This window comes from Acinetobacter nosocomialis, from assembly GCF_041021905.1.
Lineage (GTDB): Bacteria > Pseudomonadota > Gammaproteobacteria > Pseudomonadales > Moraxellaceae > Acinetobacter > Acinetobacter nosocomialis.
Genome location: NZ_CP157432.1, coordinates 3,849,268 through 3,873,963, shown reverse-complemented (window position 1 = coordinate 3,873,963; position 24,696 = coordinate 3,849,268). Strand labels below are relative to the sequence as shown.

At 40.1% G+C, this 24,696-nt stretch carries 21 protein-coding genes and 1 pseudogene; 12 read left to right on the top strand and 10 right to left on the bottom strand.

Annotation, left to right across the window (positions count from 1 at the left end):
• The first annotated feature begins 18 nt into the window (after positions 1 to 18).
• Positions 19 to 1,284 (top strand): zinc metallochaperone GTPase ZigA, encoded by a 1,266-nt coding sequence (zigA, locus tag ABLC00_RS18125; RefSeq protein WP_006582420.1) that lies wholly within the window; start codon positions 19 to 21, stop codon positions 1,282 to 1,284.
• Between the two features lie 35 nt (positions 1,285 to 1,319).
• Here the strand turns inward: zigA and ABLC00_RS18120 are convergent, their stop codons facing one another.
• Positions 1,320 to 2,432, bottom strand: coding sequence for an acyltransferase (locus ABLC00_RS18120; protein ID WP_002132350.1), 1,113 nt, complete (start codon positions 2,430 to 2,432; stop codon positions 1,320 to 1,322).
• 352 nt (positions 2,433 to 2,784) lie between these two features.
• On the opposite strand from ABLC00_RS18120, the gene hutC reads away from it, so the two are divergent.
• The 10 genes from hutC to murI all read left to right on the top strand — a co-directional run bounded on the left by hutC (position 2,785) and on the right by murI (position 14,970).
• The gene (gene hutC, locus ABLC00_RS18115) at positions 2,785 to 3,537 is read left to right on the top strand and encodes a histidine utilization repressor (protein WP_002132315.1); all 753 of its coding nucleotides are present in this window, start codon (positions 2,785 to 2,787) and stop codon (positions 3,535 to 3,537) included.
• A complete protein-coding gene (locus ABLC00_RS18110) occupies positions 3,534 to 4,109 on the top strand; it encodes a HutD family protein (RefSeq protein WP_006582421.1) in 576 nt (191 codons plus the stop codon). Before hutC ends, ABLC00_RS18110 begins: the two co-directional genes overlap by 4 nt.
• Positions 4,110 to 4,360: 251 nt before the next feature.
• Entirely contained in the window at positions 4,361 to 6,037 is a 1,677-nt protein-coding gene (gene hutU, locus ABLC00_RS18105; protein ID WP_006582422.1) for a urocanate hydratase, read from the top strand.
• A gap of 87 nt (positions 6,038 to 6,124) precedes the next feature.
• Positions 6,125 to 7,663, top strand: coding sequence for a histidine ammonia-lyase (gene hutH / locus ABLC00_RS18100; RefSeq protein ID WP_004704779.1), 1,539 nt, complete (start codon positions 6,125 to 6,127; stop codon positions 7,661 to 7,663).
• 64 nt (positions 7,664 to 7,727) lie between these two features.
• Positions 7,728 to 9,140: an amino acid permease gene (locus ABLC00_RS18095; RefSeq protein WP_006581437.1), complete on the top strand. Its 1,413-nt coding sequence runs from the start codon at positions 7,728 to 7,730 to the stop codon at positions 9,138 to 9,140.
• 51 nt (positions 9,141 to 9,191) lie between these two features.
• Positions 9,192 to 10,397, top strand: coding sequence for an imidazolonepropionase (gene hutI / locus ABLC00_RS18090; RefSeq protein ID WP_006582423.1), 1,206 nt, complete (start codon positions 9,192 to 9,194; stop codon positions 10,395 to 10,397).
• Positions 10,398 to 10,407: 10 nt separating this feature from the next.
• On the top strand, positions 10,408 to 11,328 hold the full coding sequence (hutG, locus tag ABLC00_RS18085; RefSeq protein ID WP_033854084.1) for a formimidoylglutamase: 921 nt from the start codon (positions 10,408 to 10,410) through the stop codon (positions 11,326 to 11,328).
• A gap of 253 nt (positions 11,329 to 11,581) precedes the next feature.
• Positions 11,582 to 13,408 (top strand): DUF885 family protein, encoded by a 1,827-nt coding sequence (locus ABLC00_RS18080; protein WP_033846252.1) that lies wholly within the window; start codon positions 11,582 to 11,584, stop codon positions 13,406 to 13,408.
• Positions 13,409 to 13,507: 99 nt separating this feature from the next.
• Complete coding sequence (locus ABLC00_RS18075) at positions 13,508 to 14,146, top strand: HAD family hydrolase (RefSeq protein ID WP_033846251.1); 639 nt, start codon at positions 13,508 to 13,510, stop codon at positions 14,144 to 14,146.
• A 23-nt stretch (positions 14,147 to 14,169) separates the two neighbouring features.
• Positions 14,170 to 14,970 carry a glutamate racemase gene (gene murI, locus ABLC00_RS18070; protein WP_033846250.1) on the top strand — a complete coding sequence of 267 codons (801 nt, stop codon included), beginning with the start codon at positions 14,170 to 14,172 and terminating at the stop codon, positions 14,968 to 14,970.
• Here the strand turns inward: murI and ABLC00_RS18065 are convergent.
• Positions 14,957 to 15,580 (bottom strand): LysE family translocator, encoded by a 624-nt coding sequence (locus ABLC00_RS18065; protein WP_004711389.1) that lies wholly within the window; start codon positions 15,578 to 15,580, stop codon positions 14,957 to 14,959. The two genes, murI and ABLC00_RS18065, sit on opposite strands and share 14 nt — an antisense overlap.
• An 895-nt stretch (positions 15,581 to 16,475) precedes the next feature.
• On the opposite strand from ABLC00_RS18065, the pseudogene ABLC00_RS18060 reads away from it, so the two are divergent.
• Positions 16,476 to 16,770 (top strand): annotated as a pseudogene (locus ABLC00_RS18060) (hypothetical protein).
• Between the two features lie 128 nt (positions 16,771 to 16,898).
• On the opposite strand, the gene ABLC00_RS18055 reads toward ABLC00_RS18060, so the two are convergent.
• From ABLC00_RS18055 to ribBA, 8 genes are all read right to left on the bottom strand, one after another.
• Positions 16,899 to 17,396 (bottom strand): hypothetical protein, encoded by a 498-nt coding sequence (locus ABLC00_RS18055; RefSeq protein ID WP_033846248.1) that lies wholly within the window; start codon positions 17,394 to 17,396, stop codon positions 16,899 to 16,901.
• A 375-nt stretch (positions 17,397 to 17,771) separates the two neighbouring features.
• Entirely contained in the window at positions 17,772 to 19,610 is a 1,839-nt protein-coding gene (glmS, locus tag ABLC00_RS18050) for a glutamine--fructose-6-phosphate transaminase (isomerizing) (protein WP_002053990.1), read from the bottom strand.
• 12 nt (positions 19,611 to 19,622) lie between these two features.
• Positions 19,623 to 20,987, bottom strand: coding sequence for a bifunctional UDP-N-acetylglucosamine diphosphorylase/glucosamine-1-phosphate N-acetyltransferase GlmU (gene glmU, locus ABLC00_RS18045; RefSeq protein WP_016804559.1), 1,365 nt, complete (start codon positions 20,985 to 20,987; stop codon positions 19,623 to 19,625).
• A gap of 8 nt (positions 20,988 to 20,995) precedes the next feature.
• On the bottom strand, positions 20,996 to 21,529 hold the full coding sequence (locus ABLC00_RS18040) for a phosphatidylglycerophosphatase A (RefSeq protein WP_004711405.1): 534 nt from the start codon (positions 21,527 to 21,529) through the stop codon (positions 20,996 to 20,998).
• Positions 21,507 to 22,424: a thiamine-phosphate kinase gene (gene thiL, locus ABLC00_RS18035; protein ID WP_004711406.1), complete on the bottom strand. Its 918-nt coding sequence runs from the start codon at positions 22,422 to 22,424 to the stop codon at positions 21,507 to 21,509. The genes ABLC00_RS18040 and thiL overlap by 23 nt, the downstream gene beginning before the upstream one ends.
• 15 nt (positions 22,425 to 22,439) lie before the next feature.
• Complete coding sequence (gene nusB / locus ABLC00_RS18030) at positions 22,440 to 22,889, bottom strand: transcription antitermination factor NusB (RefSeq protein ID WP_002053850.1); 450 nt, start codon at positions 22,887 to 22,889, stop codon at positions 22,440 to 22,442.
• A 3-nt stretch (positions 22,890 to 22,892) separates the two neighbouring features.
• Entirely contained in the window at positions 22,893 to 23,363 is a 471-nt protein-coding gene (gene ribE, locus ABLC00_RS18025; protein ID WP_001007829.1) for a 6,7-dimethyl-8-ribityllumazine synthase, read from the bottom strand.
• Between the two features lie 11 nt (positions 23,364 to 23,374).
• A complete protein-coding gene (gene ribBA, locus ABLC00_RS18020; protein ID WP_002053756.1) occupies positions 23,375 to 24,496 on the bottom strand; it encodes a bifunctional 3,4-dihydroxy-2-butanone-4-phosphate synthase/GTP cyclohydrolase II in 1,122 nt (373 codons plus the stop codon).
• Positions 24,497 to 24,696: the final 200 nt, after the last annotated feature.

Sequence of the window (24,696 nt, the reverse complement as noted above, 5' to 3'; positions counted from 1 at the left end):
ATATTTAATTGGCCAGCCATGATCAGTTTAAATATTATTCAAAGAGATCAAGCCATGCACACTGCAATCGCCAACTCATTTGCCAAGCTTCCTGTTACCGTTTTATCTGGCTTTTTGGGTGCAGGAAAGACCACATTACTCAACCATATTTTAAATAATCGTGAAGGCCGCCGTATTGCCGTGATTGTTAATGATATGTCTGAGGTAAATATTGATGCAGCATTAGTACGTGAAGGTGGGGCAGAGCTTTCAAGAACAGATGAAAAACTGGTTGAAATGAGTAACGGCTGTATCTGTTGCACGCTACGAGAAGATTTACTGGTTGAGGTGAGACGCTTAGCCGATGAAGGGCGCTTTGACCAATTGGTGATTGAGTCAACGGGTATTTCAGAACCATTACCAGTAGCAGAAACTTTTACCTTTGAAGATGAAGATGGAAACTCTCTCAATGAGTTTGCTCGACTTGATACTATGGTCACGGTAGTCGATGCTTTTAACTTTCTTAAAGATTACAGTTCAGTTGATTCACTGCAACAACGTGGTGAGTCATTAGGCGAGCAAGATGAGAGAACTGTGGTCGATTTGCTTATTGATCAGATTGAGTTTTGTGATGTGATTGTGCTGAATAAAGTTGATTTGATTGATCAGGCGCAGCAAGACCAGCTTATCGCCATTTTAAAAACTCTAAACCCGCGTGCTCGAATTGAAATTGCTCAATTTGGAAAAATTGCCTTAGATAAAATCTTAAATACACAGCTATTTGATTTTGATGAAGCCGCGCAAGCACCGGGCTGGTTAAAAGAGTTACGCGGCGAGCATACACCTGAAACTGAAGAGTACGGAATCAGTAGCTTTGTTTACCGCGCACGTCGACCTTTCCATCCAGAACGTTTTTATGATTTGGTGCAGGCTGAATGGCCGGGAGTCGTGCGTTCAAAAGGCTTTTTCTGGTTGGCTGCCGAACCGACTTTGGCTTATTCATGGTCACAAGCAGGTGCAATGGCTCGACACGGTTTAGCAGGTTATTGGTGGGCTGCTGTTTCAGAAGAAGACTGGCCGAGTGACCTCGCCAGTATTGAACAAATTAAGAAAAACTGGGACGCTCGCACAGGTGATGCGCGTCAGGAATTGGTTTTAATTGGTATGCAAATGGATGAGCAAGCTTTAATAGAACGCTTAGATGGTTGTTTATTAAGTGATGAAGAAATGGCTTTAGGGCCACAAGCTTGGCAGAACTGGTCGAACCCTTTTAAGCAAGATGATGAAACCATGTTGATCGCTTAATAAAACAAAAGCCCCTATTTTCAAGGGGCTTATTTTTATGATTTATCTTTAATGAAAATCTTTCGAATGTAGCTGTTAAGCGGGGTGGAATAATATTTTTCAATTGCTGCGCTAATAACAAAAGTTAGAACTAGATAGCCAATTAAAAGCATAATTTTGATGCTAGCGTCGGTTTGAACCGGAACAAAAGCAGCTTTCATAAGACCTAGTACTACCAGATGGAACAGATAAGTTTCGTAACTTCGTTGCCCCAACCAGACCATCACTTTGGTCAATAGATTATGCGCCTGTGTTCCGGAAGGATGTTGAAAACACAAAATCAGTAAGCCTGTGGCAAAAGCAAATAGGCTAATACCCCATGTACTCACTTCTTTAATTGGCGCATATAAATATAGAGCGGTCATACCTAAAATAATTAGCCATGAAAGAAGTTTTTTATAGTGCCAATTTGGCTGATATTTATGAGAAAAAATCGCCGTTAAACAGCCAATCGCTATACCATCAAAACTCGAAAAATAGTGATATAAATAGGCGCCGCTTTCTTCCCCAAAATGCAGGGACCTAAAATAAGGCCCGTAAATAATTACCCCAATCAGTACAGCAATAAAGACCTTATTACTACGCGTAAGCAAGCACAATAATGGAAAAACAAAATAGAAAACTTCTTCCACAGAGAGTGACCACAACACGCCCAAGGCGTAGTTTACCCAACCGAATTTAATAATCAGGATATTCATCCAGAAGGTTAAAGCTGCAAATATGGTTAAGGAATAGGAAACCTCAATGCCATTCGGAGCTTGGTTCATAAAGGGTTTTAAGTCAAATGAACCAAGTATGCTTACCCCTAAAATGAGTAATACTAAACACGGCAAGATACGCGCTGCCCGTCGGATATAAAAATGCTTGAGGTTAATCGCAGAAAATTGTTTATCTCTTTTTAAAGTGTGGTGGGTAATTAAAAAACCCGAAATCACAAAAAACATGGTGACACCATAGTTTCCATTTCTTGCGATGACTGTGCTAAATGCTTCACCTAAGAAATCAAAACCTAACCATGTATCTTTGAGTTTATAGGGAATATTAAAATGGTGTAAAAGAACCAATAGGATAGACATTCCTCGAAGAATATCTATTTTATAATTACGCATTCGATGTGCTTCCAGTTTTATTAATATACTGTGTGGCAGCAGAATACTATTGATCAGTTATTTTAAATAAAAATTTTAAGCAGCATTTCGTAAACTAAAAAAGACTACATTTTTGCTTCTTTGAATTGAGCTAAGGCATAGCAGAAATAATTATTAAATAAATATTGATAAAGCTTTTATATATTTGAATTTTTCTACATAAAACTTTAAATTAGCTTTTACCGAACTATGTTTATTTTTTAGACTTCTTAAAATATCTTTAATTCATAAATTAACATGTTGTATGTGGTTGTATATACATAGCATGTCAACTAAAATACCTTTTTGCCTGCTGCCTTTTTGAGTATTTGTTATGCCCAGAACATCAAAACAAGAACATACTGAGCTTTCGATTGAAGCTGATAGTCCAGTTCCTTTATATCAACGCGTAAAACAATTGATTTCACAAAAGATTTATGAAGGTACTTGGGCTGTAAATAAAAAAATTCCTTCGGAAAGTGAACTGGTTAATCAACTCGGTTGTAGCCGTATGACGGTAAACCGTGCGCTACGTGAATTAACGACTGAGGGTTTGCTCGTTCGAATTCAGGGCGTTGGTTCTTTCGTTGCTGAAGGGCAAGGCCGAACTGCACTTTTTCAAATTAATAATATCGCCGATGAGATTATTGCACGAAACCATAAGCACCACGCTGAAGTTTTAGTCTTAGAACAAATTTATGCAAATGCAGAGCAAAGCGTGTTAATGCAAACTCGCGAAGGGCAAAGATTATTTCACTCGATTATTGTGCATTATGAAAATGATGTACCTGTTCAGGTCGAAGATCGTTTAGTCGATGCAGCGCTGATTCCAGATTATTTAGAACAAGATTTTAAAACCATTACACCTAATGCTTATCTCATGGCGAAAGCACCAGTGACGGAAGGTGAACACATTGTTGAGGCGGTTTTAGCATCTGCTCAAGAGTGTAAATGGTTGAAGATTACTAAAGCTGAACCGTGTTTACTGATCCGTCGCCGTACATGGTCAAACAAACAACTCATTTCAAGTGCACGTCTGATTTATCCGGGTAGCCGTTATTATCTCGAAGGGAAATTTAATCCATGATTGAATTGATCAGGGCCGATCAATATACAAAAATGCTTTGGAAAAACGGTGCGGGTTTCACTTTAGAAATTGCCAGAAGCCAAGGTGAAGCCGATTTCGATTGGCGCATTTCGATGGCAGATGTAACCACTTCCGGACCATTTTCGTTATTTCCCAATAAGCAGCGCATTATTAGCGTCCTCGATGGACAGGGCATAGTACTGTATGTCGATGAGCTTCCTGCCAAAACGCTAAACCAAGGCGATATTTTTGCTTTTCATGGTGAGAGTCAGGTTCAAAGTGAACTATTAGAGGGTGCAATTCGAGATTTAAATTTAATTTATGATCCTGCAAAGTTTTATGCCCGTTTTCAGTGGTTGAATGATGCAGCGGAGCAGGCATTTATAAGTTCGGCAGACCTGATTTTCATTTTTAATCAGGGTAGTGAAACACAAGTAAATGTGAATGATCATTCCGTTCAGATTGCTGCTCATGAGACATTAAAAATTGAGAAAAAATCTGGTGTCACATCAATCAATTTTCCCAAAAAACAACTTAAAAGCTGCTATGTCATTGAGTTAATTCAACGATAAAAAGACATCATTTACCTCTTAAAAAGCACATGTCTTGTGAGAAGATATGTGCTTTTTTTATGCCAGACATAAAAATAAATTAATTTAATTCATAAGCTTATTCAATTTTTTTTAAAAAATATGAGTCACCCTCTTCACGCCGAAAAATATTTGTGTAGTATATGGATGTATATACAAGTTAATACATTACTATACAAATGCAGAAACAAGTGATGTTCTGCTGATGTAAGCTCAAAGGAAGGAGTCCGACTGTGACAACAACGACAACAAAATTTCGTGATGTAGAAATTCGTGCACCACGCGGCACTGAATTAACGGCTAAGAGTTGGTTAACTGAAGCCCCATTGCGTATGTTGATGAATAACCTTGATCCGGACGTTGCAGAAAACCCGAAAGAGTTAGTTGTATACGGTGGTATTGGTCGTGCAGCACGAAACTGGGAATGTTTCGACAAAATTGTAGATACGTTAAAAAATCTTGAAACTGACGAAACTTTATTGGTTCAATCAGGCAAACCAGTTGGTGTGTTTAAAACTCATAAAGATGCACCTCGTGTTTTAATTGCAAACTCAAATCTTGTACCACACTGGGCAAATTGGGAACACTTCAACGAGTTAGACGCAAAAGCACTTGCAATGTACGGTCAAATGACAGCAGGTTCATGGATCTACATTGGTAGCCAAGGCATTGTACAAGGTACTTATGAAACTTTCGTTGAGGCAGGCCGCCAACACTACAACGGGGACTTAAAAGGTCGTTGGGTTCTTACTGCTGGTTTAGGTGGTATGGGTGGTGCTCAGCCTCTAGCTGCAACACTTGCAGGTGCATGTTCTTTAAACATTGAATGCCAACAAGCAAGTATCGATTTCCGTTTACGTACTCGTTATGTAGACGAACAAGCGACTGATTTAGATGATGCTTTAGCGCGTATTGACCGCTATACAAAAGAAGGCAAAGCAATTTCCATTGCGCTTCATGGTAATGCTGCTGAAATTTTACCTGAGCTTGTTCGCCGTGGTGTGCGTCCAGACATGGTGACAGACCAAACAAGTGCACACGATCCACTTAATGGCTACTTACCAGTAGGTTGGACTTGGGACGAATATCGTGCACGTGCGAAAACTGAACCAGAAGCTGTGGTAAAAGCTGCAAAACAGTCGATGGCGAAGCACGTACAAGCGATGCTTGATTTCCAGAAAATGGGTGTTCCAACATTTGACTATGGCAACAACATCCGTCAAATGGCGAAAGATGAAGGCGTAGCAAACGCTTTTGATTTTCCAGGCTTCGTACCTGCTTATATCCGTCCATTGTTCTGCCGCGGTATTGGTCCATTCCGTTGGGCAGCGCTTTCTGGTGACCCAGAAGACATTTATAAAACAGATGCCAAAGTTAAAGAGTTAATTCCTGATGATGAACATTTACATCACTGGTTAGACATGGCTCGTGAACGCATTAGCTTCCAAGGCTTACCAGCGCGTATTTGCTGGGTAGGTTTGGGCTTACGTGCAAAACTTGGTTTGGCATTTAACGAAATGGTTCGTAGCGGTGAATTGTCTGCACCAGTTGTGATTGGTCGTGACCACTTGGACTCAGGTTCAGTTGCAAGTCCTAACCGTGAAACTGAAGCAATGCAAGACGGTTCAGACGCAGTATCAGACTGGCCTTTATTAAATGCGTTGTTAAATACAGCAGGCGGCGCAACTTGGGTGTCTTTACATCACGGTGGTGGTGTAGGTATGGGCTTCTCTCAACACTCAGGCGTTGTGATTGTGTGTGATGGTACAGATGAAGCTGCTGCACGTATTGCTCGCGTACTGACCAATGACCCTGCAACAGGTGTTATGCGTCATGCCGATGCAGGTTATGAAATTGCGATTAACTGTGCCAAAGAGCAAGGCTTACACTTGCCAATGATCACGCAATAAAAATACATGGAAGAACTAGCGGTGCTTTTTGCAATTGTGAAAAGCACCGTCTCAGCAGAATATAGTGCAAAAAATTAGGAAGCCAACATGGAATTACTTATCCAACCGGGAAAACTGACCTTAGCCGATTTACGTCAAGCGTATCTCAACCCGATCAAAGTTAAATTGGATGAAAGTGCTTCATCTGCAATTGATGCAAGTGTGGCTTGCGTTGAGAAAATTGTAAATGAAGGGCGTACAGCTTACGGTATTAACACAGGCTTTGGCTTACTCGCGTCAACCAAAATTGCTCCTGAAGATTTAGAAAAGTTACAACGTTCATTGGTTCTGTCACATGCAGCAGGTGTAGGTGAAGCACTTGATGATGCAATGGTTCGTTTAATTATTCTATTAAAAGCAAATAGCTTGGCGCGTGGTTTCTCAGGTATCCGTCGTAAAGTAATTGATGCTTTGTTGGCTTTAATTAATGCCGAAGTTTACCCCCACATTCCATTGAAAGGTTCAGTAGGTGCTTCAGGTGACTTGGCACCGCTTGCACACATGTCTTTAGTTTTACTTGGTGAAGGTAAGGCACGTTATAAGGGTGAATGGTTACCAGCCGTTGAAGCTTTAAAAGTTGCAGGTTTAGAACCAATTTCTTTAGCTGCTAAAGAAGGTTTGGCACTTTTAAACGGTACACAAGTGTCAACTGCTTATGCGTTACGTGGCTTGTTTGAAGCTGAAGACTTGTTTGCTGCTGCAACGGTTTGTGGTGGCTTAAGTGTTGAAGCAATGTTGGGTTCACGTGCACCATTCGATGCGCGTATTCACGAAGTACGTGGCCAACGTGGTCAAATTGATGTAGCTGCGGCTTATCGTGACCTATTAACTGACTCAAGTGAAATTGCACATTCACATGAAGACTGTAGCAAAGTTCAAGACCCATACTCTTTACGTTGCCAGCCACAGGTCATGGGTGCATGTTTAACCCAAATCCGTCAGGCTGCTGAAGTATTAGAAATTGAAGCAAATGCTGTATCAGATAACCCGCTTGTTTTTGCTGAACAAGGTGACGTGATTTCTGGTGGTAACTTCCATGCAGAGCCTGTTGCAATGGCGGCAGATAATTTAGCATTGGCGATTGCTGAAATTGGCTCACTGTCTGAACGTCGTATTTCGATGATGATGGACCGCCACATGTCACAACTTCCACCATTCTTGGTTGCAAATGGCGGTGTTAACTCAGGCTTTATGATTGCACAAGTGACAGCTGCTGCACTCGCGAGCGATAATAAAGCACTTGCACATCCTGCAAGCGTTGATAGTTTACCAACGTCTGCCAATCAGGAAGACCACGTATCGATGGCTCCGAATGCTGGTAAGCGTCTTTGGTACATGGCTGACAACGTTCGTGGCATTTTAGCTGTTGAATGGTTAGGCGCTTGTCAGGGTTTAGACTTCCGTGAAGGTTTAAAAAGCTCGCCTAAACTTGAACAAGCTCGTAAAATCTTGCGCGATCAAGTTCCTTACTACAGCGAAGATCGTTTCTTTGCTCCGGATATCGAACAGGCTAGTGAATTGCTTGCGAGTGGTTGCCTAAACAAGTTACTCATTCCAAAACTACTCCCTAGTTTATCTGAAGTGTGATTGATAAAACGGTCACATGGAGTGGCCGAATCCAACTAAATTTCCTCAAGGATTGGAGATTATAATGTCACAAAACTCCACACTACAGCGGGGTTTAAACACCCGCCATATTCGTTTCTTGGCATTGGGCTCAGCAATTGGAACTGGGCTTTTCTATGGTTCGGCGACTGCCATCAAAATGGCAGGGCCTTCAGTATTACTCGCGTATATCGTTGCAGGGATTGCAATTTATATCGTTATGCGCGCGCTGGGTGAGATGGCTGTCCATAACCCTGTTTCTGGCTCATTCAGCCACTATGCATCTCAGTACATTGGTCCATTGGCGGGTTTTACCACAGGTTGGACCTATGTTTTTGAGATGGTGATTGTTGCAATTGCCGATGTCACTGCATTTGGTATTTATATGGGGTTCTGGTATCCCGATGTACCACGGTGGATCTGGATTTTGTCTCTCATCATGTTTCTAGGCGCAATTAACCTGATTCATGTAAAAGTCTTTGGTGAACTCGAATTTTGGCTTTCTATTGTTAAAGTCAGTGCCATTGTTGCCATGATTTTAGGTGGCTTGGGTTTAATGTTCTACGGTTTCCATGTTGACCACAGCAATGTTGTACCGGGGCTTCAAAACCTATGGATTTATGATGGCTTCATGCCACATGGTATTGCAGGTTTAGTGGCATGTTTATCTGTAGTGGTATTCGCTTTTGGCGGGATCGAAATTATTGGTTTAACCGCAGGTGAGTCACAAGACCCGAAAACGACTCTACCAAAAGCAATTAATGCCGTTCCAGTCCGTATCTTACTGTTCTATGTACTGACTATTTTTGTACTGATGTCGATTTTCCCATGGAACCAGATTGGTAGCCAAGGCAGCCCGTTTGTACAAATTTTTGAAAACTTAGGCATTAAATCTGCTGCAAATATTTTAAATATTGTGGTGGTGACAGCAGCAATTTCAGCAATTAATAGTGATGTATTTGGTGCAGGCCGTATGTTGTACGGTATGGCAAATCGTGGTCAAGCACCGCAAGTGTTCAAGAAACTTTCACGTAATGGTGTGCCTTGGATGACTGTTGTGGTTATGGCTGGCGTGCTGTTAATTGGTGTGGTGCTGAACTACCTGATTCCTGAAAATGTATTTGTCATCATTGCTTCAATTGCAACGTTTGCAACTGTTTGGGTATGGCTCATGATCTTGCTTTCGCAAGTGGCGATGCGCCGTAAATTATCTACTGCTGAAATTAAGGCACTAGATTTCCCTGTATTTGGCTGGCCATATGCACCTGCTTTTGCAATCGGTTTTATGGTGTTCATTTTAGTCATGATGGGCTACTTCCCAGACTCGCGTCCTGCAATTTATGTAGGAATCACTTGGCTTGTTCTGTTAACCATTGCGTATCGCATTTGGGTAAAACCGGAGCAAAGCTTGGGAAAGGAAAGTGAGCCTGTCCAGCAAAACATAGAAATGGAAAGCTAACAAATCAACTGCCCAATAGTTTTACTGTTGGGCAGTTTCGAGGATAGGCTAATGAAAAAACTTTGGCAAAACTGCCATATTGCGACCATGCAAAATGGGCAATATTCTTATATCGAAGATGCTGCAATTGTTACCGAAGGGCATCTCATCCACTGGATTGGAAAACAACAACAACTTCCTGCCGACACTTATTCCGAAACAGTTGACTTAAATGGTGCTTGGGTAACTCCAGGGTTCATCGACTGTCATACGCATAGTGTTTTTGGTGGCAACCGTAGTGTTGAGTTTGAAAAGCGCTTACAAGGCGTAAGTTATGCTGAAATTGCAGCAAGCGGTGGCGGTATTGCAAGTACAGTACGCGCAACACGTGAAGCAAGCGAAGAACAGCTATTAAACTCAGCACTGAAACGTATTCGCTGTATGCAGCAAGACGGTGTCACCACCATTGAAATTAAGTCTGGTTACGGACTCAACTACGAAAACGAGCGCAAAATGCTGCGTGTAATCCGTCAAATTGGTGAAAAATTACCGATGACGGTCAAAAGTACCTGTTTGGCTGCCCATGCGTTACCGCCAGAGTACAAAGACCAAAGCGATGCTTATATCGAGCATATCTGTACAGAAATGTTGCCTAAACTACATGCTGAAGGTTTAGTTGATGCAGTAGATGCGTTCTGCGAGCATTTGGCATTTTCACCCGCTCAGGTCGAACGTGTTTTCAAAACGGCACAATCATTGGGTCTACCCGTTAAGCTTCATGCTGAACAGCTTTCATCACTAGGCGGCTCAAGCTTGGCAGCACGTTATCATGCTTTGTCGGCTGACCATTTAGAGTACATGACCGAAAACGATGTCAAAGCCATGGCAGAGTCGGGTACGGTTGCTGTGTTATTGCCGGGTGCCTTTTATTTATTGCGTGAAACACAATACCCACCAATTGAAAGTCTGATTAAGCATGGAGTGCGTATTGCGCTGTCGAGTGATTTAAATCCGGGTACATCTCCAGCACTTTCTGTACGTTTAATGCTGAATATGGGCAGTACGTTATTCCGTTTAACACCTGAGCAAGCTTTAGCGGGTGTCACCATTCATGCTGCACAAGCGCTCGGTTTAGAGCAAACACACGGCAGTTTGGAGCAGGGTAAAGTCGCTGACTTTGTAGCTTGGGATATTGAACATCCATCTGAAATTGTTTACTGGCTTGGCGGAGATTTGCCTAAGCGAGTCGTTCAGCATGGACAAGAAGTTATTTTTTAAACGGTGTCACATGAATCACACATTTAAATGGCAAGGCCGACATGATGGCGAGGGTGAGTCACATCAACGTATTCACCATATTGTGAACAAAACTCAACATGCCGAATTTGCCCTGATTGGTTTTAGCTCTGATGAAGGCGTGAAACGTAACAAAGGCCGCGTCGGTGCTGCCGACGCACCAGATGCAATCCGCGCGCAACTTGCTAACTTACCGATTCATCGTCCAGTAAGTCTGGTCGATTTGGGTACGGTGACTTGTGAATATGAGAATTTAGAGCAAGCACAAACCGAGTTGGCAGAGCAAGTCGCAAACAGCCTACAAAATGGTTTAAAACCGATTGTGTTGGGCGGTGGACATGAAGTTGCATTTGGTAGCTTTAGTGGTCTGTTCCAATATGTACAAGCCCACGCGCCAGATAAAAAAATAGGTATTATTAATTTTGATGCCCATTTTGATTTGCGTGAAGCAGAGCATGCCACCTCTGGAACACCTTTTTTACAAGCAGCAAGGCTTTCAGAACAGCATCAAAAACAATTTAATTATTTATGTATTGGGGTCGCCAACCATGCCAATACTAAAGTTTTGTTTGATACAGCCGATGCTTTAAATTGTTCATATTTACGCGATCATGAGGTTAATATTTTTAACCTACCAAACGTGCTCGCGGCGGTTGATGCTTTTATTGAAAAAGTAGACTGCTTGTACGTTACGATTGATTTAGATGTCTTCGCGGCTGCGGTTGCACCGGGGGTCAGTGCGCCAGCCGTAAAAGGAATTGATTTAGCTACTTTTGAAGCAATTTTTAAGCATATTCAAGAGACTGGCAAAATCAAACTTCTAGATATTGCTGAGTGCAATCCAAAATTTGATTTGGACAATCGAACAGCAAAACTGGCTGCGTATATTGTTTATCAATATTTGTTTTCTTGAGAAACAATTTTTAATGTAGAAATGAAAAAGTGCACTGAGATCGCTCATGTGCGCTTTTTTTGACTTTCTGGTAAATTAAAGTCAAATAGGGAATATAGATAGCAACTGTAAATAATTTAATTAAAAAGAAAATTAATTTATAAAATCATTGAGTTAAAAAAATACTCGATTTTTACACTATTTTATAGGCTGCTTGGCACGTAATTTGTTTTGTCTATATTTTAAACTTCGTTAAATATGTTTGGATAACTAAATGAAAAACAGAACCTTACATTTTGCTTGTATCAGTGTTTTATTTTGGATGTCTCATTCGTCTAATGCTACAACCCCCGAAATAAATACAAATACCATCGAAAAATCACAATCTAAGCAAAACACTAATGTCTCTGTTCGGGTGAAAGCTTTAAATCAGCTTTTACAAGAACAATGGGAATATACTTTGAAAAATAATCCTGAAACTGCAACGACTTTAGGCGATTTACGCTACAACGATCGATGGACCGAGTCTTCAAAAAATCAGATTGAGAAAGATAAAAAAACTACGCAAAATTTTTTAAAACGTTTTGAAGCGATTGATAGCGCAGGATTTTCAGCAACTGATCAATTAAATAAAGATTTAATGATTTATCAGTTGAAAGAAACTCTTAAAAATTATGATTTGAAATTGTATGAGATGCCTTTTAATCAAATGTGGGGGCTACATTTACAATTTCCGGGATTTATTAGTTCGATTCCATTTAATAATACTAAACAATATCAAGACTATATTGCTCGTTTAAAACAAATTCCTCTTATTCTTGATCAAGGGATTCAGTTAGCAAAACAAGGACAAAAAGACGGGTTGATGCCACCCAAGTATTTAATTGAAAAGGTGGCAAAGCAGATTGATAGTATTGCAGCTCCAGTAGGGAAAGACAGTGTATTTGCTTCTCCATTAAAGCAATTTCCAAACAACATTTCTAAAGCAGAACAAGAACGTTTAAGTCGTGAAATACTACAGGCCATAGATCAGAATGTTCGCCCCGCTTATCAAAAACTCGGTACGTTTATTCAGAAAGATTACTTACCCCATGGACGACAACACGAGGGTATATGGAGCTTGCCAAACGGTGACGAACTCTATCGCTTTTATGTAGAAAACAATACGACTACGCTAGAGAGCCCTGAAACTATTCATCAGCTCGGGTTAAAAGAAGTTGCTCGTATAGAAGCGGAAATGCTGAAAATTGCGAAAGCACAAGGTTTTAATAACTTAAAAAGTTTCCAACAATCCTTAAAAACAAATCCCGCTGTTTTCCCAAAATCTCGTGAAGAAATTTTAGAGATTTATCGCGGGTATATTGCCCAAATGCAACCGGAGTTGCCGAAGCTCTTTGGTTTATTACCTAAAAATAAAGTCGAAGTTTTACCTGTAGAGCAATATCGAGAAAAAGAAGCGGCAGGAGCGGAGTATCACCAAGGAACACCTGATGGTTCACGTCCCGGACAAGTGTATGTAAATACGGGGGACTTCTCTGAACGTTCTAAAATATCAATGGAAGCAACCGCTTACCATGAGGCAATTCCCGGCCACCATATGCAGATTGATATTGCCCAAAACCTGCCAAATTTGCCGATGTTCCGAAAGCAGCCTAACCATACTGCCTATATAGAAGGATGGGCACTTTACGCAGAGCAACTAGGTAAAGATGTTGGTTTCTATAAAGACCCACTTTCAGACTATGGAAGACTATCGAGTGAGTTGTTCCGTGCCTGTCGTCTAGTGGTTGACACTGGCGTACATTATAAAAAATGGACCCGTCAGCAAATGATTGATTTTATGCGAGAACACTCTGCTTTAGACGAGCCTGATATTCAGGCAGAGACTGATCGATATATTGCTATTCCTGCCCAAGCATTAGCTTATAAGATGGGCCAACTCAAAATTTTAGAGCTACGGGAGCTCGCCAAACAGGAGCTTGGAGATCGTTTTGATATCAAAGCCTTCCATGACATGGTTTTAAATGCAGGAACATTGCCTTTAAATATACTCGATGCCCGTATTAAAAATTGGATAAAGGAACAAAAAGCGGCAGCTTAAAATAAAATTCAAAATTTAGGTCAGGTCCTCGTTGGGCCTGATTTAAAAACCAATAGAAAACAGAATATAATAATAAAAAATATATTTTCGAAACTAGAAATGGAAAAAAACCTAAAACAATATCAAGCGATTATTTTTGATTTAGATGGCACTTTAGCCGACTCCTTTCATTTTTTTCTAAGCGTTTTAAATCAACTTTCCGCAAAGTATAAGTTTAAATCGGTAAGCCTTCACGAAGTCGAGTACTACAAACAACTTACGCCTAGAGAAATTATGAAAGAGATGAATGTTTCTCGATGGAAACTGCCTTGGATTGCGAAAGATTTTATTCAGTTAATGAAAGAAAGAGATGAAGAAATTCATTTGTTTGAAGGTATGCGGGACCACTTAATTGAACTGCATAAGCGTGGATATACGCTCGCAATTATTACTTCAAACTCTAAAGAAAACTGTCAAAATGTACTGGGTAAAGAACTCTGTGAGCTTTTTAGTCATATTGATGGCGGCTCGTCTATATTTGGCAAAGCGAAGCGGATAACGCGTGTTCTCAACATTTTGGATGTAAGTAAAAACCAAGCAATTTATGTCGGCGACCAAACCACCGATGGCGAAGCTGCACATAAAGCAGGCATTGATTTTGCTGCGGTAGGTTGGGGTTATACATCGGCCGAAAAATTAAAAACCATTCAACCCAAAGTCGTGCTAACAGACTTGGCAACCATGAAAGAATTTTTCTAAATATATGAAATGCAGGACAAACCATGAATAACAATAACAACCCGATTGGAATGATTGACTCTGGTTTAGGCGGGTTGTCTCTCTTTAAGCATATTCGGCAGGCTCTTCCGAATGAAGACATTATCTATTTCGCCGACTCGAAATATGTCCCTTATGGAGACAGAGAAAGCGACTGGATTGTTTCACGAACCACGCATTTAATTTCAAACCTAGTGGCTCAAGGTAAGTGCAAAGCGATCGTGATTGCTTGTAATACTATGACAGCTGTAGCGGTTGAAACGATTAGAGCGCAAATTAATGTCCCACTTATTGCGATAGAACCAGCGGTAAAACCTGCTGTGGCCATGACCGTGAGCAAGCATATTGCTGTTTTGGCAACGGCAACCACGGTGAAGGGCAAAAACTTAAAAAGTTTAATTGAAACGTATGCGCAAGATATTAAAGTGTCTTTGGTGCCGTGTATTGGTTTGGCTGAAAAAATTGAAACGGGCAAAGCACATACAGCGGAAGTTAAGGATTATTTAAAAAATATTTTGGCACTGTTGGTCGAGCAAAAAGTCGATACGATTATTTTAGGATGTACACATTATCCGTTTGTTTCAGACACGATTCAGGAAATTGTAGGGCGTGATATTCAAATTATTGAGCCTTCCGAAGCTGTAACAGCCCAATTAATACGGCAGCTCAATCAGTATCATTTAAGTTCTGAAAGTCCAAATGAAGGGAACCATATTATTTGGACCAGTTCAGACTCGTTGGAAGTTGCGGACGTTACTTTTTCTTTGTTAGGTACGCGATTACCCGTACAAACTACTGGTTTTTAAAACCAAGAAAAACGCCTAGCCCCATAAAAATGAGACCACCCATCACTGACATAGATTTTTGGGGCTTCTTTGATTTAGTTAATTTCTGACTAATGTAATTGGCTAAAAACACACAAACCACATCAGCAGAAACGAAGATTAGATTTACAATCATTCCTAAAATGATGAATTGAGACCAAACTGGAAAATCTAATGAGGTATTAATAAATTGAGGTAAAAATGCGATATAAAAAATAGCGGTTTTAGGGTTTAAAACTTCGACCAGAATGCTCTGCTTCAAAGATAACTGACCATTTTCAACATTTTGCTGAATAGTAGGGGACGAGGCAGATCTAATTAATTTAATGCCTAACCAAACTAAATACAAAGCACCTAAAATTTTAATAATATCATAGAGTTTTGGAATAATTTGAAAGATGGTGGTTAGGCCCAAAGACGCCGCTATGATATGAAAACAGCCTCCTAAGAAAATTCCAAATGCAGCCATTAAACCAGATTTTCTACCGCGGGAAAGCGTCTGTGCAGCGGTATACAGCATTGCTGGACCCGGAATATAAGCAAAAATAATTGTAGTAATTAAAAATGTAATGAAAAGCTCTAAAGAAATCATGTTTTACCTATCTTATTGTTACTATTTTTGAGTGAATTTTAAACAATTTAAAGTATATGAAATTTATAAATATTTCAATTTTATAATCAGATTTATGACTATAAAAAAACTCAAAATAGCTTGCTCTAACCTTTAGAGTCATTGTCAAAAAATTTTAATCACAAAATTCTAAGCTCAGAGCACCTTGATTAAATTCTTTTATACTTAAATTTTCTTATCTTATATTTTTATATAGACTATTAAATTAAAATTAACGATTAGTCTATTTTATTAACTAAATATATAGCCCAAGTTTATATTTTAAATTTAATTAAAAGCCATAAATATAATAAGAGGGGTAATATTATTTAAATATGAATAAAATAACTATATTTAAACTTTTTTATTAAAATAAATTGACGTAATTAAAATCACCAATTATTATCTCGTTGCTGGCCTACATTGCCAGCCGGTTTTAGCAGACCGACCCTAGCGTAGCGGGTTATACTTCCTCAGTATTTCCCGTGTGGAACCTTTGTGCCCCCTTTTTCTCTATGGTAGGGCGGAAGGGGGACGCGTACGCGCGTGCTGGTCGCTAGGTCAGTCTGCTAACCCTCTTTCGTTCTACCACCCTAAATTAGTTCGCGGTAATCTGGTGGTAGAACTCCATTTTTAAGGAGTTGGCCATGCCATTATTTAAACTCATTTTCTCTCTCAATTAATTATTTTATTTATTTAAAATATGGGTTTTTGCGACCTGATTTTTTAAATTTATAAATTATTTCTATTTTAAAATTTTAATTATTTTATTTTCCTATGTTTGTGGGAGGATTAATTATTGTCTAAAAATTATTTTAATATTTAATCGAATTATATTTTCATTTTATTTAAAGATATAAATAATCATGAGAATAATATGAAACTTCATAAATTTATATTGATTTTAAACCTTGTGGTCGGTGCTTACAGTATTACCAATGATGAAGCCAATGCTCAGCAGGAATTTAAAAGAATTTGTTTGTCAGGTGAACACATGCAAGCCAGTTGTAATTGTGTTTGCCAACAGCTTGCACAGGTGTATTCACCTCAAACCATGCAACGTTTAAAACACACCAGTTTGCAAAGTCCTGTTCTCCCACAGGACTTTGCCCCTAGCTTATTTAGCAGCATTCAACACTGCAACGAAACTGAAATGGGCTAAGTTCGCTTAGCTCCTTTATCTCTGTGTCGCAATGATCTCTCAAACTTTAAATCAGCGCAAAAGTAAAAGAATGTTGTGGCATGGGGGCCTAGGGGGGAGGTTTTTCTAATCTTTTCTTCAATTTTTGCTTTTTATCAATTAATAAGGTTTAACTTCAGAATCGCATAATACTTCTTGATCAGTATTGATCAATTGGCTTTGCATCCAAGAATCTTTTTTCCCCTCATACAACTCCAATGTATAAGTAAGCTTTTCCTTATCAAGCATCGATATCTTATAAAACCTTAATCCCCAGTTTTCAATTGGGTATTTATCTACACTTAAGTCTTTACATTTACTAATATTCACAAGATATTGAAATGAGCAAACCATAGAGCTTTTTGAATATTCCTTACAATAATTCCAATATCCATTTTCACCTTTTGGATAAATATGGTGATTATCTATCCATGATTGCTTTTGATCAGAAGAGATTTCTTTATTATTTATATATAAGGAACGTTCAACAGAATTTGAATATTTGAACTCCGACGTGCAAATAGAACCCTTTAAGTAACAAGAAGGATTTGCACTATATAATTGATAAATAAAGTATATAACACATAATCCAATAATAACTAATGCAATACGTTTCATTATTTTACTCTTGGTGCTGGAGTGCATGCAGGGTAGTAAACTTAATTAAAAAATGAATTTCTCCTTGCATGTAAACATATTTACCTTTACTCGCATCTATTCTTATTTCTATATTTCTTTCCTAAACGACTATGCCATCAAGCACACCTGTTTCATTAAAATTCCAATTGTAATCATGTCTTTCAAAATTATAATTATAAAGGCATACCTCATTGGGGTAGCTTACAAAGTATACCACGACCTTCCTTTTTCCATTTTGTATTTGTTTTATATGAATCCTTTGAATCAGGCAATAAAAAAGCCCGATATGCGTTACATATCGGGCTTTTCAATATGAATTATCAAAACTATGGCAGCTTTGATAACCCTATATTTTTATTCTACAGTTACTGACTTAGCCAAGTTACGTGGCTGGTCAACGTCTGTACCACGTAATACAGCAACGTGATAAGACAATAACTGAACTGGTACGCTATAAATGATTGGAGCGAGCCATTCGTTTACTGCCGGAATTTGTACAACGTGTTGACGATCTTTTTCAACTACGCCGCTATTTTCATCAGCGAATACGAATAATTCACCGCCACGCGCCTGAACTTCTTCCATATTTGACTTAAGCTTATCAAGCATTTCATCGTTTGGCGCAAGAATCACGATTGGCATTTCAGTATCAACAAGTGCCAATGGCCCATGTTTTAACTCACCAGCCGCATAACCTTCTGCGTGAATATATGAAATTTCTTTAAGCTTTAACGCACCTTCCAAAGCGATTGGATAGTGTGTGCCACGGCCTAAGAATAAACAGTGTTGTTTTTCAACAAACAATTCTGATAAACGTAAAATTTCAGCATCATTCTTAAGCGTATCAAGAATTACTTTCGGGCTGTGCCACAATTCGCGAGCAATCTCTTCAATCATGACATTGCTAATACGCTGTTTTACTTGTCCAATTTTTAAGACGAGTAGCATAAGTGCAGCAAGCTGAGTCGTGAACGCTTTAGTTGATGCAACACCAATTTCAGGCCCAGCAAGGGTCAATAAGTGGTGATCAGTTTCACGTACCATTGAAGACGTCGCAACGTTACAGATAGTCAAAGTTTGAATATCGATATTGTTTGCTTTGGCACGTTTTTGAGTTTCACGTAATGCAGCTAAAGTATCGGCTGTTTCACCTGATTGAGAAATACAGATATAGAGCGTATTTTCAACAATCACAGGTGTGCGATAGCGGAATTCACTTGCGATTTCAACTTGGCAAGGCACGCCAATCAGTTGTTCAAACCAATATTTCGCGATCATGCCTGAGTGATAGCTTGTACCACATGCAATAATCTGTACGCTTTGAACTTTGCTAAAGTCTGCTTCAGCATTTTGCAAGAAGTCTTCGCGTAAGCTGTTGCCATCCAGTGCTTGAGAAATCGTTTGTTTAATTGCTTCTGGTTGCTCATAAATCTCTTTGAGCATGTAGTGCTTGTATTCACCTTTTGAAGCATTGCTTACCGTTGCGTCAAGCTCTTTCACTGGACGTTCAACAAGTTCACCGTTTGCAAATACTTCAATTGAAGTACGAGTCAGGCGAGCAATATCACCTTCTTCTAAATACATAAAACGGTTAGTTACAGGTAAAAGCGCAAGTTGGTCTGAACTAATAAAGTTCTCACCAATACCTACACCAATCACAAGTGGTGAACCTTCGCGTACAGTGATTAACTCATCTGGGTAATCGCTATGGATAATACCCAGTGCGTATGCCCCTTTAAGCTGAGGAACAACAGATTGTACTGCTTCAAGTAAGCTGTCAGTGCTTTTTAGTGCTTCTGCAACTAAGTGAGCGACAACTTCTGTATCTGTTTGAGAGGTAAATACATAGCCTAAAGCTTGAAGGTCATCTTTAAGCTCTTGATAGTTTTCGATAATACCGTTGTGAACGACTGCCACTTTACCCGACATGTGCGGGTGAGCATTATTTTCAGTTGGTTTACCATGTGTTGCCCAACGTGTATGAGCAATACCAACTACCCCAGTGAGCTGCTGATCAGCAACTGCATCGGCAAGATTAATCACCTTACCTACACGACGCTCACGTAAAACTTCTTCATTATTCAGTACAGCAACGCCTGCTGAATCATAACCGCGATATTCAAGACGTTTTAAACCTTCAATTAAAATTTCGGTTACACAACGCTCTGCAACGCCTCCGACGATACCACACATAATTCAATCCTCTTATTTTTCACGCTTTTGGGGACGTTGATAATTTGCCTTAGAAATTTGTTGAGCACGTTCAAAGGAGAGACTTTGTTCAGCCACATCTTTCGTAATCACAGAACCCGCACCGACTGTTGCTCCATTTCCAATAGTCACAGGCGCAACCAGCGAGCTATTAGAACCGATAAAGACTGCATCGCCAATAGTGGTTTTGTGTTTATTTGCACCATCATAATTGCAGGTAATTGTACCTGCCCCAATATTTGAATCGGCACCGATCTCGGCATCACCTAAGTAGGTGAAATGATTGGCTTTACTGCCAAGACCAATGGTTGTGTTTTTGACTTCAACAAAGTTACCAATGTGTACTTCGTTTGCCAATTTAGCGCCTGGGCGTAAGCGTGCAAATGGACCAATTTGGGTGTTTTCACCAACAATTGCACCATCAAAAACACTATAAGGCTGAACTTTGGTTCCCGCTGCAATTTTTGTATTTTTCAAAATACAACCAGCACCGATTTCTACAAAGTCACCGAGTTCACAGTCACCTTCAATAATGACATTTACGTCAATACGGACATCGTGTCCAACTTTCACAGAACCACGTAAATCGAAACGAGCAGGGTCGGCAAAAGTTACGCCTTGTTGCATAAGTTCTTTTGCTTGCTGTTGCTGAAAATCGCGCTCAAGTGCCGCAAGTTGTAAGCGGTCATTAACCCCTTCAACTTCAAATGCGAGCTCTGGTTGAATTGAGGCAATTTCTAAGCCATCTGCAACTGCCATCGCAACGATGTCAGTTAAATAGTATTCGCCTTGCGCGTTTTCATTAGAAAGCTTAGGTAACCATTCATGAAGTTTTGCATTGCTTACACAGTAAATACCTGTGTTGATTTCTTGAATTTGGCGCTGAGCATCAGTTGCATCTTTATGTTCAACAATCGCTTGAATTTTTCCGTCTTGGCGAACAATACGGCCATAACCTGTTGGGTTATCGACATGTAAAGTAATCATCCCAATACCGGTTTTACTTGATACTTCAACAAGTTGCTCTAGCGTTGTTTGACGGACTAAAGGAACATCACCGTATAAAATTAATGAAATACCGTCTTTAGGAAGTACTGGTAAAGTCATTTGTACAGCATGACCTGTACCTAATTGTTCTGCTTGTTCAACCCATTGAATGTTTTCTTGTGCAAACGTCTGTTTTACGTGATCGCCGCCATGTCCATAAATGGTAATGATATTTTCTGCTAATAGTTGTTTTGCTGTCTTAATAACATGTCCTAGGAGTGGGCGACCAGCTAAAGGTTGCAATACTTTAGGTAGTTGTGAACGCATTCGCGTTCCTTTGCCTGCAGCTAGGATAATGACGGTAGTTGACATGAGTAAACCTACTTAAATGGCGTTACGCCCCAGAAAGTAATAAATATGATGATACAGAGTGCCGCCCAAAGCCCTGCAATGATGTCATCCAGCATAATTCCGAAACCGCCAGCAACTTTCTGGTCGGCAACACGGATTGGCCAAGGTTTCCAAACATCAAACAGGCGGAATAAGCAAAAACCAATTAGTGCCCATTGTAACGACATTATATTAAAAAATATTAAAGGCAGAAGAGTAATTGATTGTCCTGCAAATTCATCCCAAACAATTCGCCCATCATCATGAACATCAAGGACTTTTGCCGTTTGACCACAAATATAAATTCCCACCAAGGACATGATGAGAATAGCGATTAAACTTAAGGTAAATCCGAGAGATAACCAGATAGGAATGAAAAGTAAGGCAAAAGCAGAACCAAAAGTACCGGGTGCTTTAGGAGCGAGACCAGATCCAAAACCAACCCCACAGAAAACGATGCAGCGGTTGAACCAAGACATGTTCTTAAAATGAATCGGCGGTTTATGCAAAGTGTTGGTATCCATGAATTTGCAATGGGTAATCTGAACCCAAATGCTCAAAAGTTAGTTTTGTTTGCTCAACGATCTGTCCGATCATTGTAATCTTAACGTCCAGTTGTTTTTGCAAAAGTTTTTCATAATTTTGCGGTGTTATTGTAAAACATAATTCGTAGTCATCACCACCTGCAAGCGCATATTGCCAACGTTGTTGTTCTTTTAGTTGTTGCAATACAGGGTCAACAGGTAATTCTTCCAAGACGAGTCGGGCTCCAACCTTGGATGCTTTTAAAATATGTCCTAAATCTTGCGCTAAGCCATCTGACACATCAATCATGCTAGAGGCAAGGCCTTTTAGCTCTTGTCCAAGCTGACAGCGTGGTGTCGGATAGTCGAGTCTTTGCTGTAGAGGATGGCCTAAGTGTTGTAAACCGTAGGCTGCATCGCCCACCTGACCGCTCACACACACATAATCACCAACTTTTGCGCCTGAACGTAACACGGCTTTTCCGGTTTCAATCCAGCCCATTGCGGTAACGGTAATGGTGAGATGTGGGCCTTGAGTGGTATCTCCACCAATTAAGGCGACACCAAACTGATTACAACAGTCATAGATTCCCTGACTAAACCCTTTAAGCCACTCATGGTCAACTTGAGGCAAGCTGATTGCTAGTAAAATACTGTGCGGTTTGGCACCCATTGCGGCAATATCTGAAAGATTTACAGCAACACTTTTCCAGCCAATCGCATGAGGTGAGGTTTCAAGAGGGAAATGACGTCCAGCAACAAGTGTATCTGCACAGATCACCAGTTGTTGATTTGGAGGGGGAGTAATTAAGGCTGAGTCATCACCAATACCAAGCGCGACATCGGAGTTTGACTGCCGATTAAAGTACTGGTCAATAATTGAAAACTCAGCCATAGAACACCAAGCCTATTAGTTTGCTTGTTGTTTTTCTGCGCTACGCAGTGTCGAACTTAGGCGGTCTAATACACCATTGATGTATTTATGACTGTCTGCTCCGCCAAAATGTTTAGCGAGTTCGATTGCTTCATCAAGTACCACACGATATGGAATTTCTAAATGATCACGTAACTCGTAAGCACCTAAACGTAAAGTCGCAAGCTCTACACCATCAAGTGCGTCAATTTCACGGTCAAGTACCGGAATAAGTAACGCATCAAGGTCTTCGTGTTGAGCGATGACTTGAGTAAGTAGTTCGTGATAATAGCTTAAGTCGACCTTGTGCATTGCATTTTCAGCACGGGTACGTGCTTCAATTTCGTGTACAGGGTTGTGACTCATTTGCCATTCATAAATACCTTGTACAGCAAAACGACGTGCTTTGCGTTTTGCTGCATAAGCGGCTTGCAGTGTTTGAGACATGCTTTAAATTGCCTTTAATAAATTAACCATTTCAATTGCAGTTAAAGCAGCTTCGCTACCTTTGTTTCCTGCTTTTGTACCTGAGCGTTCGATTGCTTGCTCGATGCTGTCAGTAGTTAATACACCATTGATAACAGGCAAGCTGCTTTCTAACGCAACTACACCTAAACCTTTTGCACATTCACCAGCAACAAAGTCAAAGTGAGGCGTGCTACCGCGAATCACTGCACCAAGAGCAATGATGGCGTCAAACTGGTTTGATGTAGCTAATTTTTTAGCAACGATCGGGAGTTCCCAAGCGCCAGGAGCGTGAATAACAGTAATGTTATCTTCATTTACGCCGTGACGTTTTAATGTGTCGATCGCGCCTTCCAATAAGTGTTCAACAACAAAGCTGTTGAAACGACCCACTAAAATCGCATAACGACCTTCGCTTGCGAGATGTAATAAACCTTCAATACGGCGAATTGCCATAGCAACCTCGATTATTTCGTTGTGATTTGATCAGCAGTGACATATTCCACTACTTCTAAATTAAAGCCAGATAAGGCATTGAAACGTAATGGTGAGCTAAGAAGCTTCATTTTTTCAACACCTAAATCACGCAAAATTTGAGCACCTACACCAATCGTTTGATATTGATGTGAAAGTGCTGCATTGGATTTCACCGGTTTTGGCTTGTTTAAATCATCCAACGCTGGTCCCAAGTCTTGCAAATGATCTTGCCCGATCCAGACTAAAACGCCGCGGTCACTTGCTGCGATCGTCTGTAGTGCACGGTCAAGATTCCAAGCAGGTTCGCCGTCAGCCTTATTCAGCTTAAGCAAATCACGAATTGGGCTGAAACCGTGTACACGTACCGTTGTAACCCCTTCTTTTGGCTCGCCTTTAACTAAAGCCAAATGAATGTCCGGGTTACCGATCTCGCGATAGCGATAGAGCTCAAATGATCCGTATTCTGTTTGAATCGTTTTTTGATCCAGACGTTCTACAGTTTGCTCATTCGTCATACGGTAGTGAATTAAGTCGGCAATTGTACCAATTTTTAGGCCATGCTTCTCGGCAAAAATTTCTAAATCTGCACGGCGTGCCATTGTGCCATCTTCATTGATGATTTCACAAATCACAGATGCAGGTTCAAAGCCCGCTAGACGTGTTAAATCACAGCCTGCTTCGGTATGACCTGCACGGTGTAAAACACCACCTGGCTGAGCCATGAGTGGGAAAATGTGGCCCGGTTGTACGATATCGCTTGGTTTTGCATGCGCTGCGACAGCCGTTTGAATTGTATGTGCACGCTCTGCTGCTGAAATACCCGTTGTAATACCTTCAGCTGCTTCGATCGATAACGTAAAGTTTGTACTATGCTGAGCACCATTTTGATCAACCATCAAAGGAAGATTTAACTGTTTACAGCGCTCACGGCTTAACGTTAGGCAAACTAGACCACGTGCATGTGTAATCATGAAGTTAATATCTTCAGGACGAACATGCGTTGCTGCCATGACAAGATCACCTTCATTTTCGCGATCTTCGTCATCCATCAAAATAACCATTTTGCCTGCACGAATATCGGCGACAAGATCTTCAACACGACTCAGCGGCATTCGCTTTCACCTTTTTTTGTCGTAAGACAATTTCTATTGAATAAATTTCGCATAGTTTACGCTGTTTATAGAATTTTGCCTATGATTCTGATTTATCCAAATTTATAACGAGACATAATAGATCTGGATTTATTTATCTGAATAAATCATAAGAGAATAAAATTATTTAAACTAAATACCATGAATTTAAATAAAAAAAA

Bases quoted from the DNA above. Each gene is read 5' to 3' on its own strand.
- murI (WP_033846250.1), top strand. From the start codon at position 14,170: ATGAATAACAATAACAACCCGATTGGAATGATTGACTCTGGTTTAGGC.
- ABLC00_RS18120 (WP_002132350.1), bottom strand. From the start codon at position 2,432: ATGCGTAATTATAAAATAGATATTCTTCGAGGAATGTCTATCCTATTG.
- ribBA (WP_002053756.1), bottom strand. From the start codon at position 24,496: ATGCCGCTGAGTCGTGTTGAAGATCTTGTCGCCGATATTCGTGCAGGC.
- ribE (WP_001007829.1), bottom strand. From the start codon at position 23,363: ATGGCAATTCGCCGTATTGAAGGTTTATTACATCTCGCAAGCGAAGGT.
- thiL (WP_004711406.1), bottom strand. From the start codon at position 22,424: ATGGCTGAGTTTTCAATTATTGACCAGTACTTTAATCGGCAGTCAAAC.
- hutH (WP_004704779.1), top strand. From the start codon at position 6,125: ATGGAATTACTTATCCAACCGGGAAAACTGACCTTAGCCGATTTACGT.
- hutI (WP_006582423.1), top strand. From the start codon at position 9,192: ATGAAAAAACTTTGGCAAAACTGCCATATTGCGACCATGCAAAATGGG.
- glmS (WP_002053990.1), bottom strand. From the start codon at position 19,610: ATGTGTGGTATCGTCGGAGGCGTTGCAGAGCGTTGTGTAACCGAAATT.
- ABLC00_RS18110 (WP_006582421.1), top strand. From the start codon at position 3,534: ATGATTGAATTGATCAGGGCCGATCAATATACAAAAATGCTTTGGAAA.
- ABLC00_RS18080 (WP_033846252.1), top strand. From the start codon at position 11,582: ATGAAAAACAGAACCTTACATTTTGCTTGTATCAGTGTTTTATTTTGG.
- hutC (WP_002132315.1), top strand. From the start codon at position 2,785: ATGCCCAGAACATCAAAACAAGAACATACTGAGCTTTCGATTGAAGCT.
- hutG (WP_033854084.1), top strand. From the start codon at position 10,408: ATGAATCACACATTTAAATGGCAAGGCCGACATGATGGCGAGGGTGAG.
- ABLC00_RS18055 (WP_033846248.1), bottom strand. From the start codon at position 17,396: ATGAAACGTATTGCATTAGTTATTATTGGATTATGTGTTATATACTTT.
- ABLC00_RS18095 (WP_006581437.1), top strand. From the start codon at position 7,728: ATGTCACAAAACTCCACACTACAGCGGGGTTTAAACACCCGCCATATT.
- ABLC00_RS18065 (WP_004711389.1), bottom strand. From the start codon at position 15,580: ATGATTTCTTTAGAGCTTTTCATTACATTTTTAATTACTACAATTATT.
- zigA (WP_006582420.1), top strand. From the start codon at position 19: ATGATCAGTTTAAATATTATTCAAAGAGATCAAGCCATGCACACTGCA.
- ABLC00_RS18040 (WP_004711405.1), bottom strand. From the start codon at position 21,529: ATGGATACCAACACTTTGCATAAACCGCCGATTCATTTTAAGAACATG.
- nusB (WP_002053850.1), bottom strand. From the start codon at position 22,889: ATGTCTCAAACACTGCAAGCCGCTTATGCAGCAAAACGCAAAGCACGT.
- glmU (WP_016804559.1), bottom strand. From the start codon at position 20,987: ATGTCAACTACCGTCATTATCCTAGCTGCAGGCAAAGGAACGCGAATG.
- ABLC00_RS18075 (WP_033846251.1), top strand. From the start codon at position 13,508: ATGGAAAAAAACCTAAAACAATATCAAGCGATTATTTTTGATTTAGAT.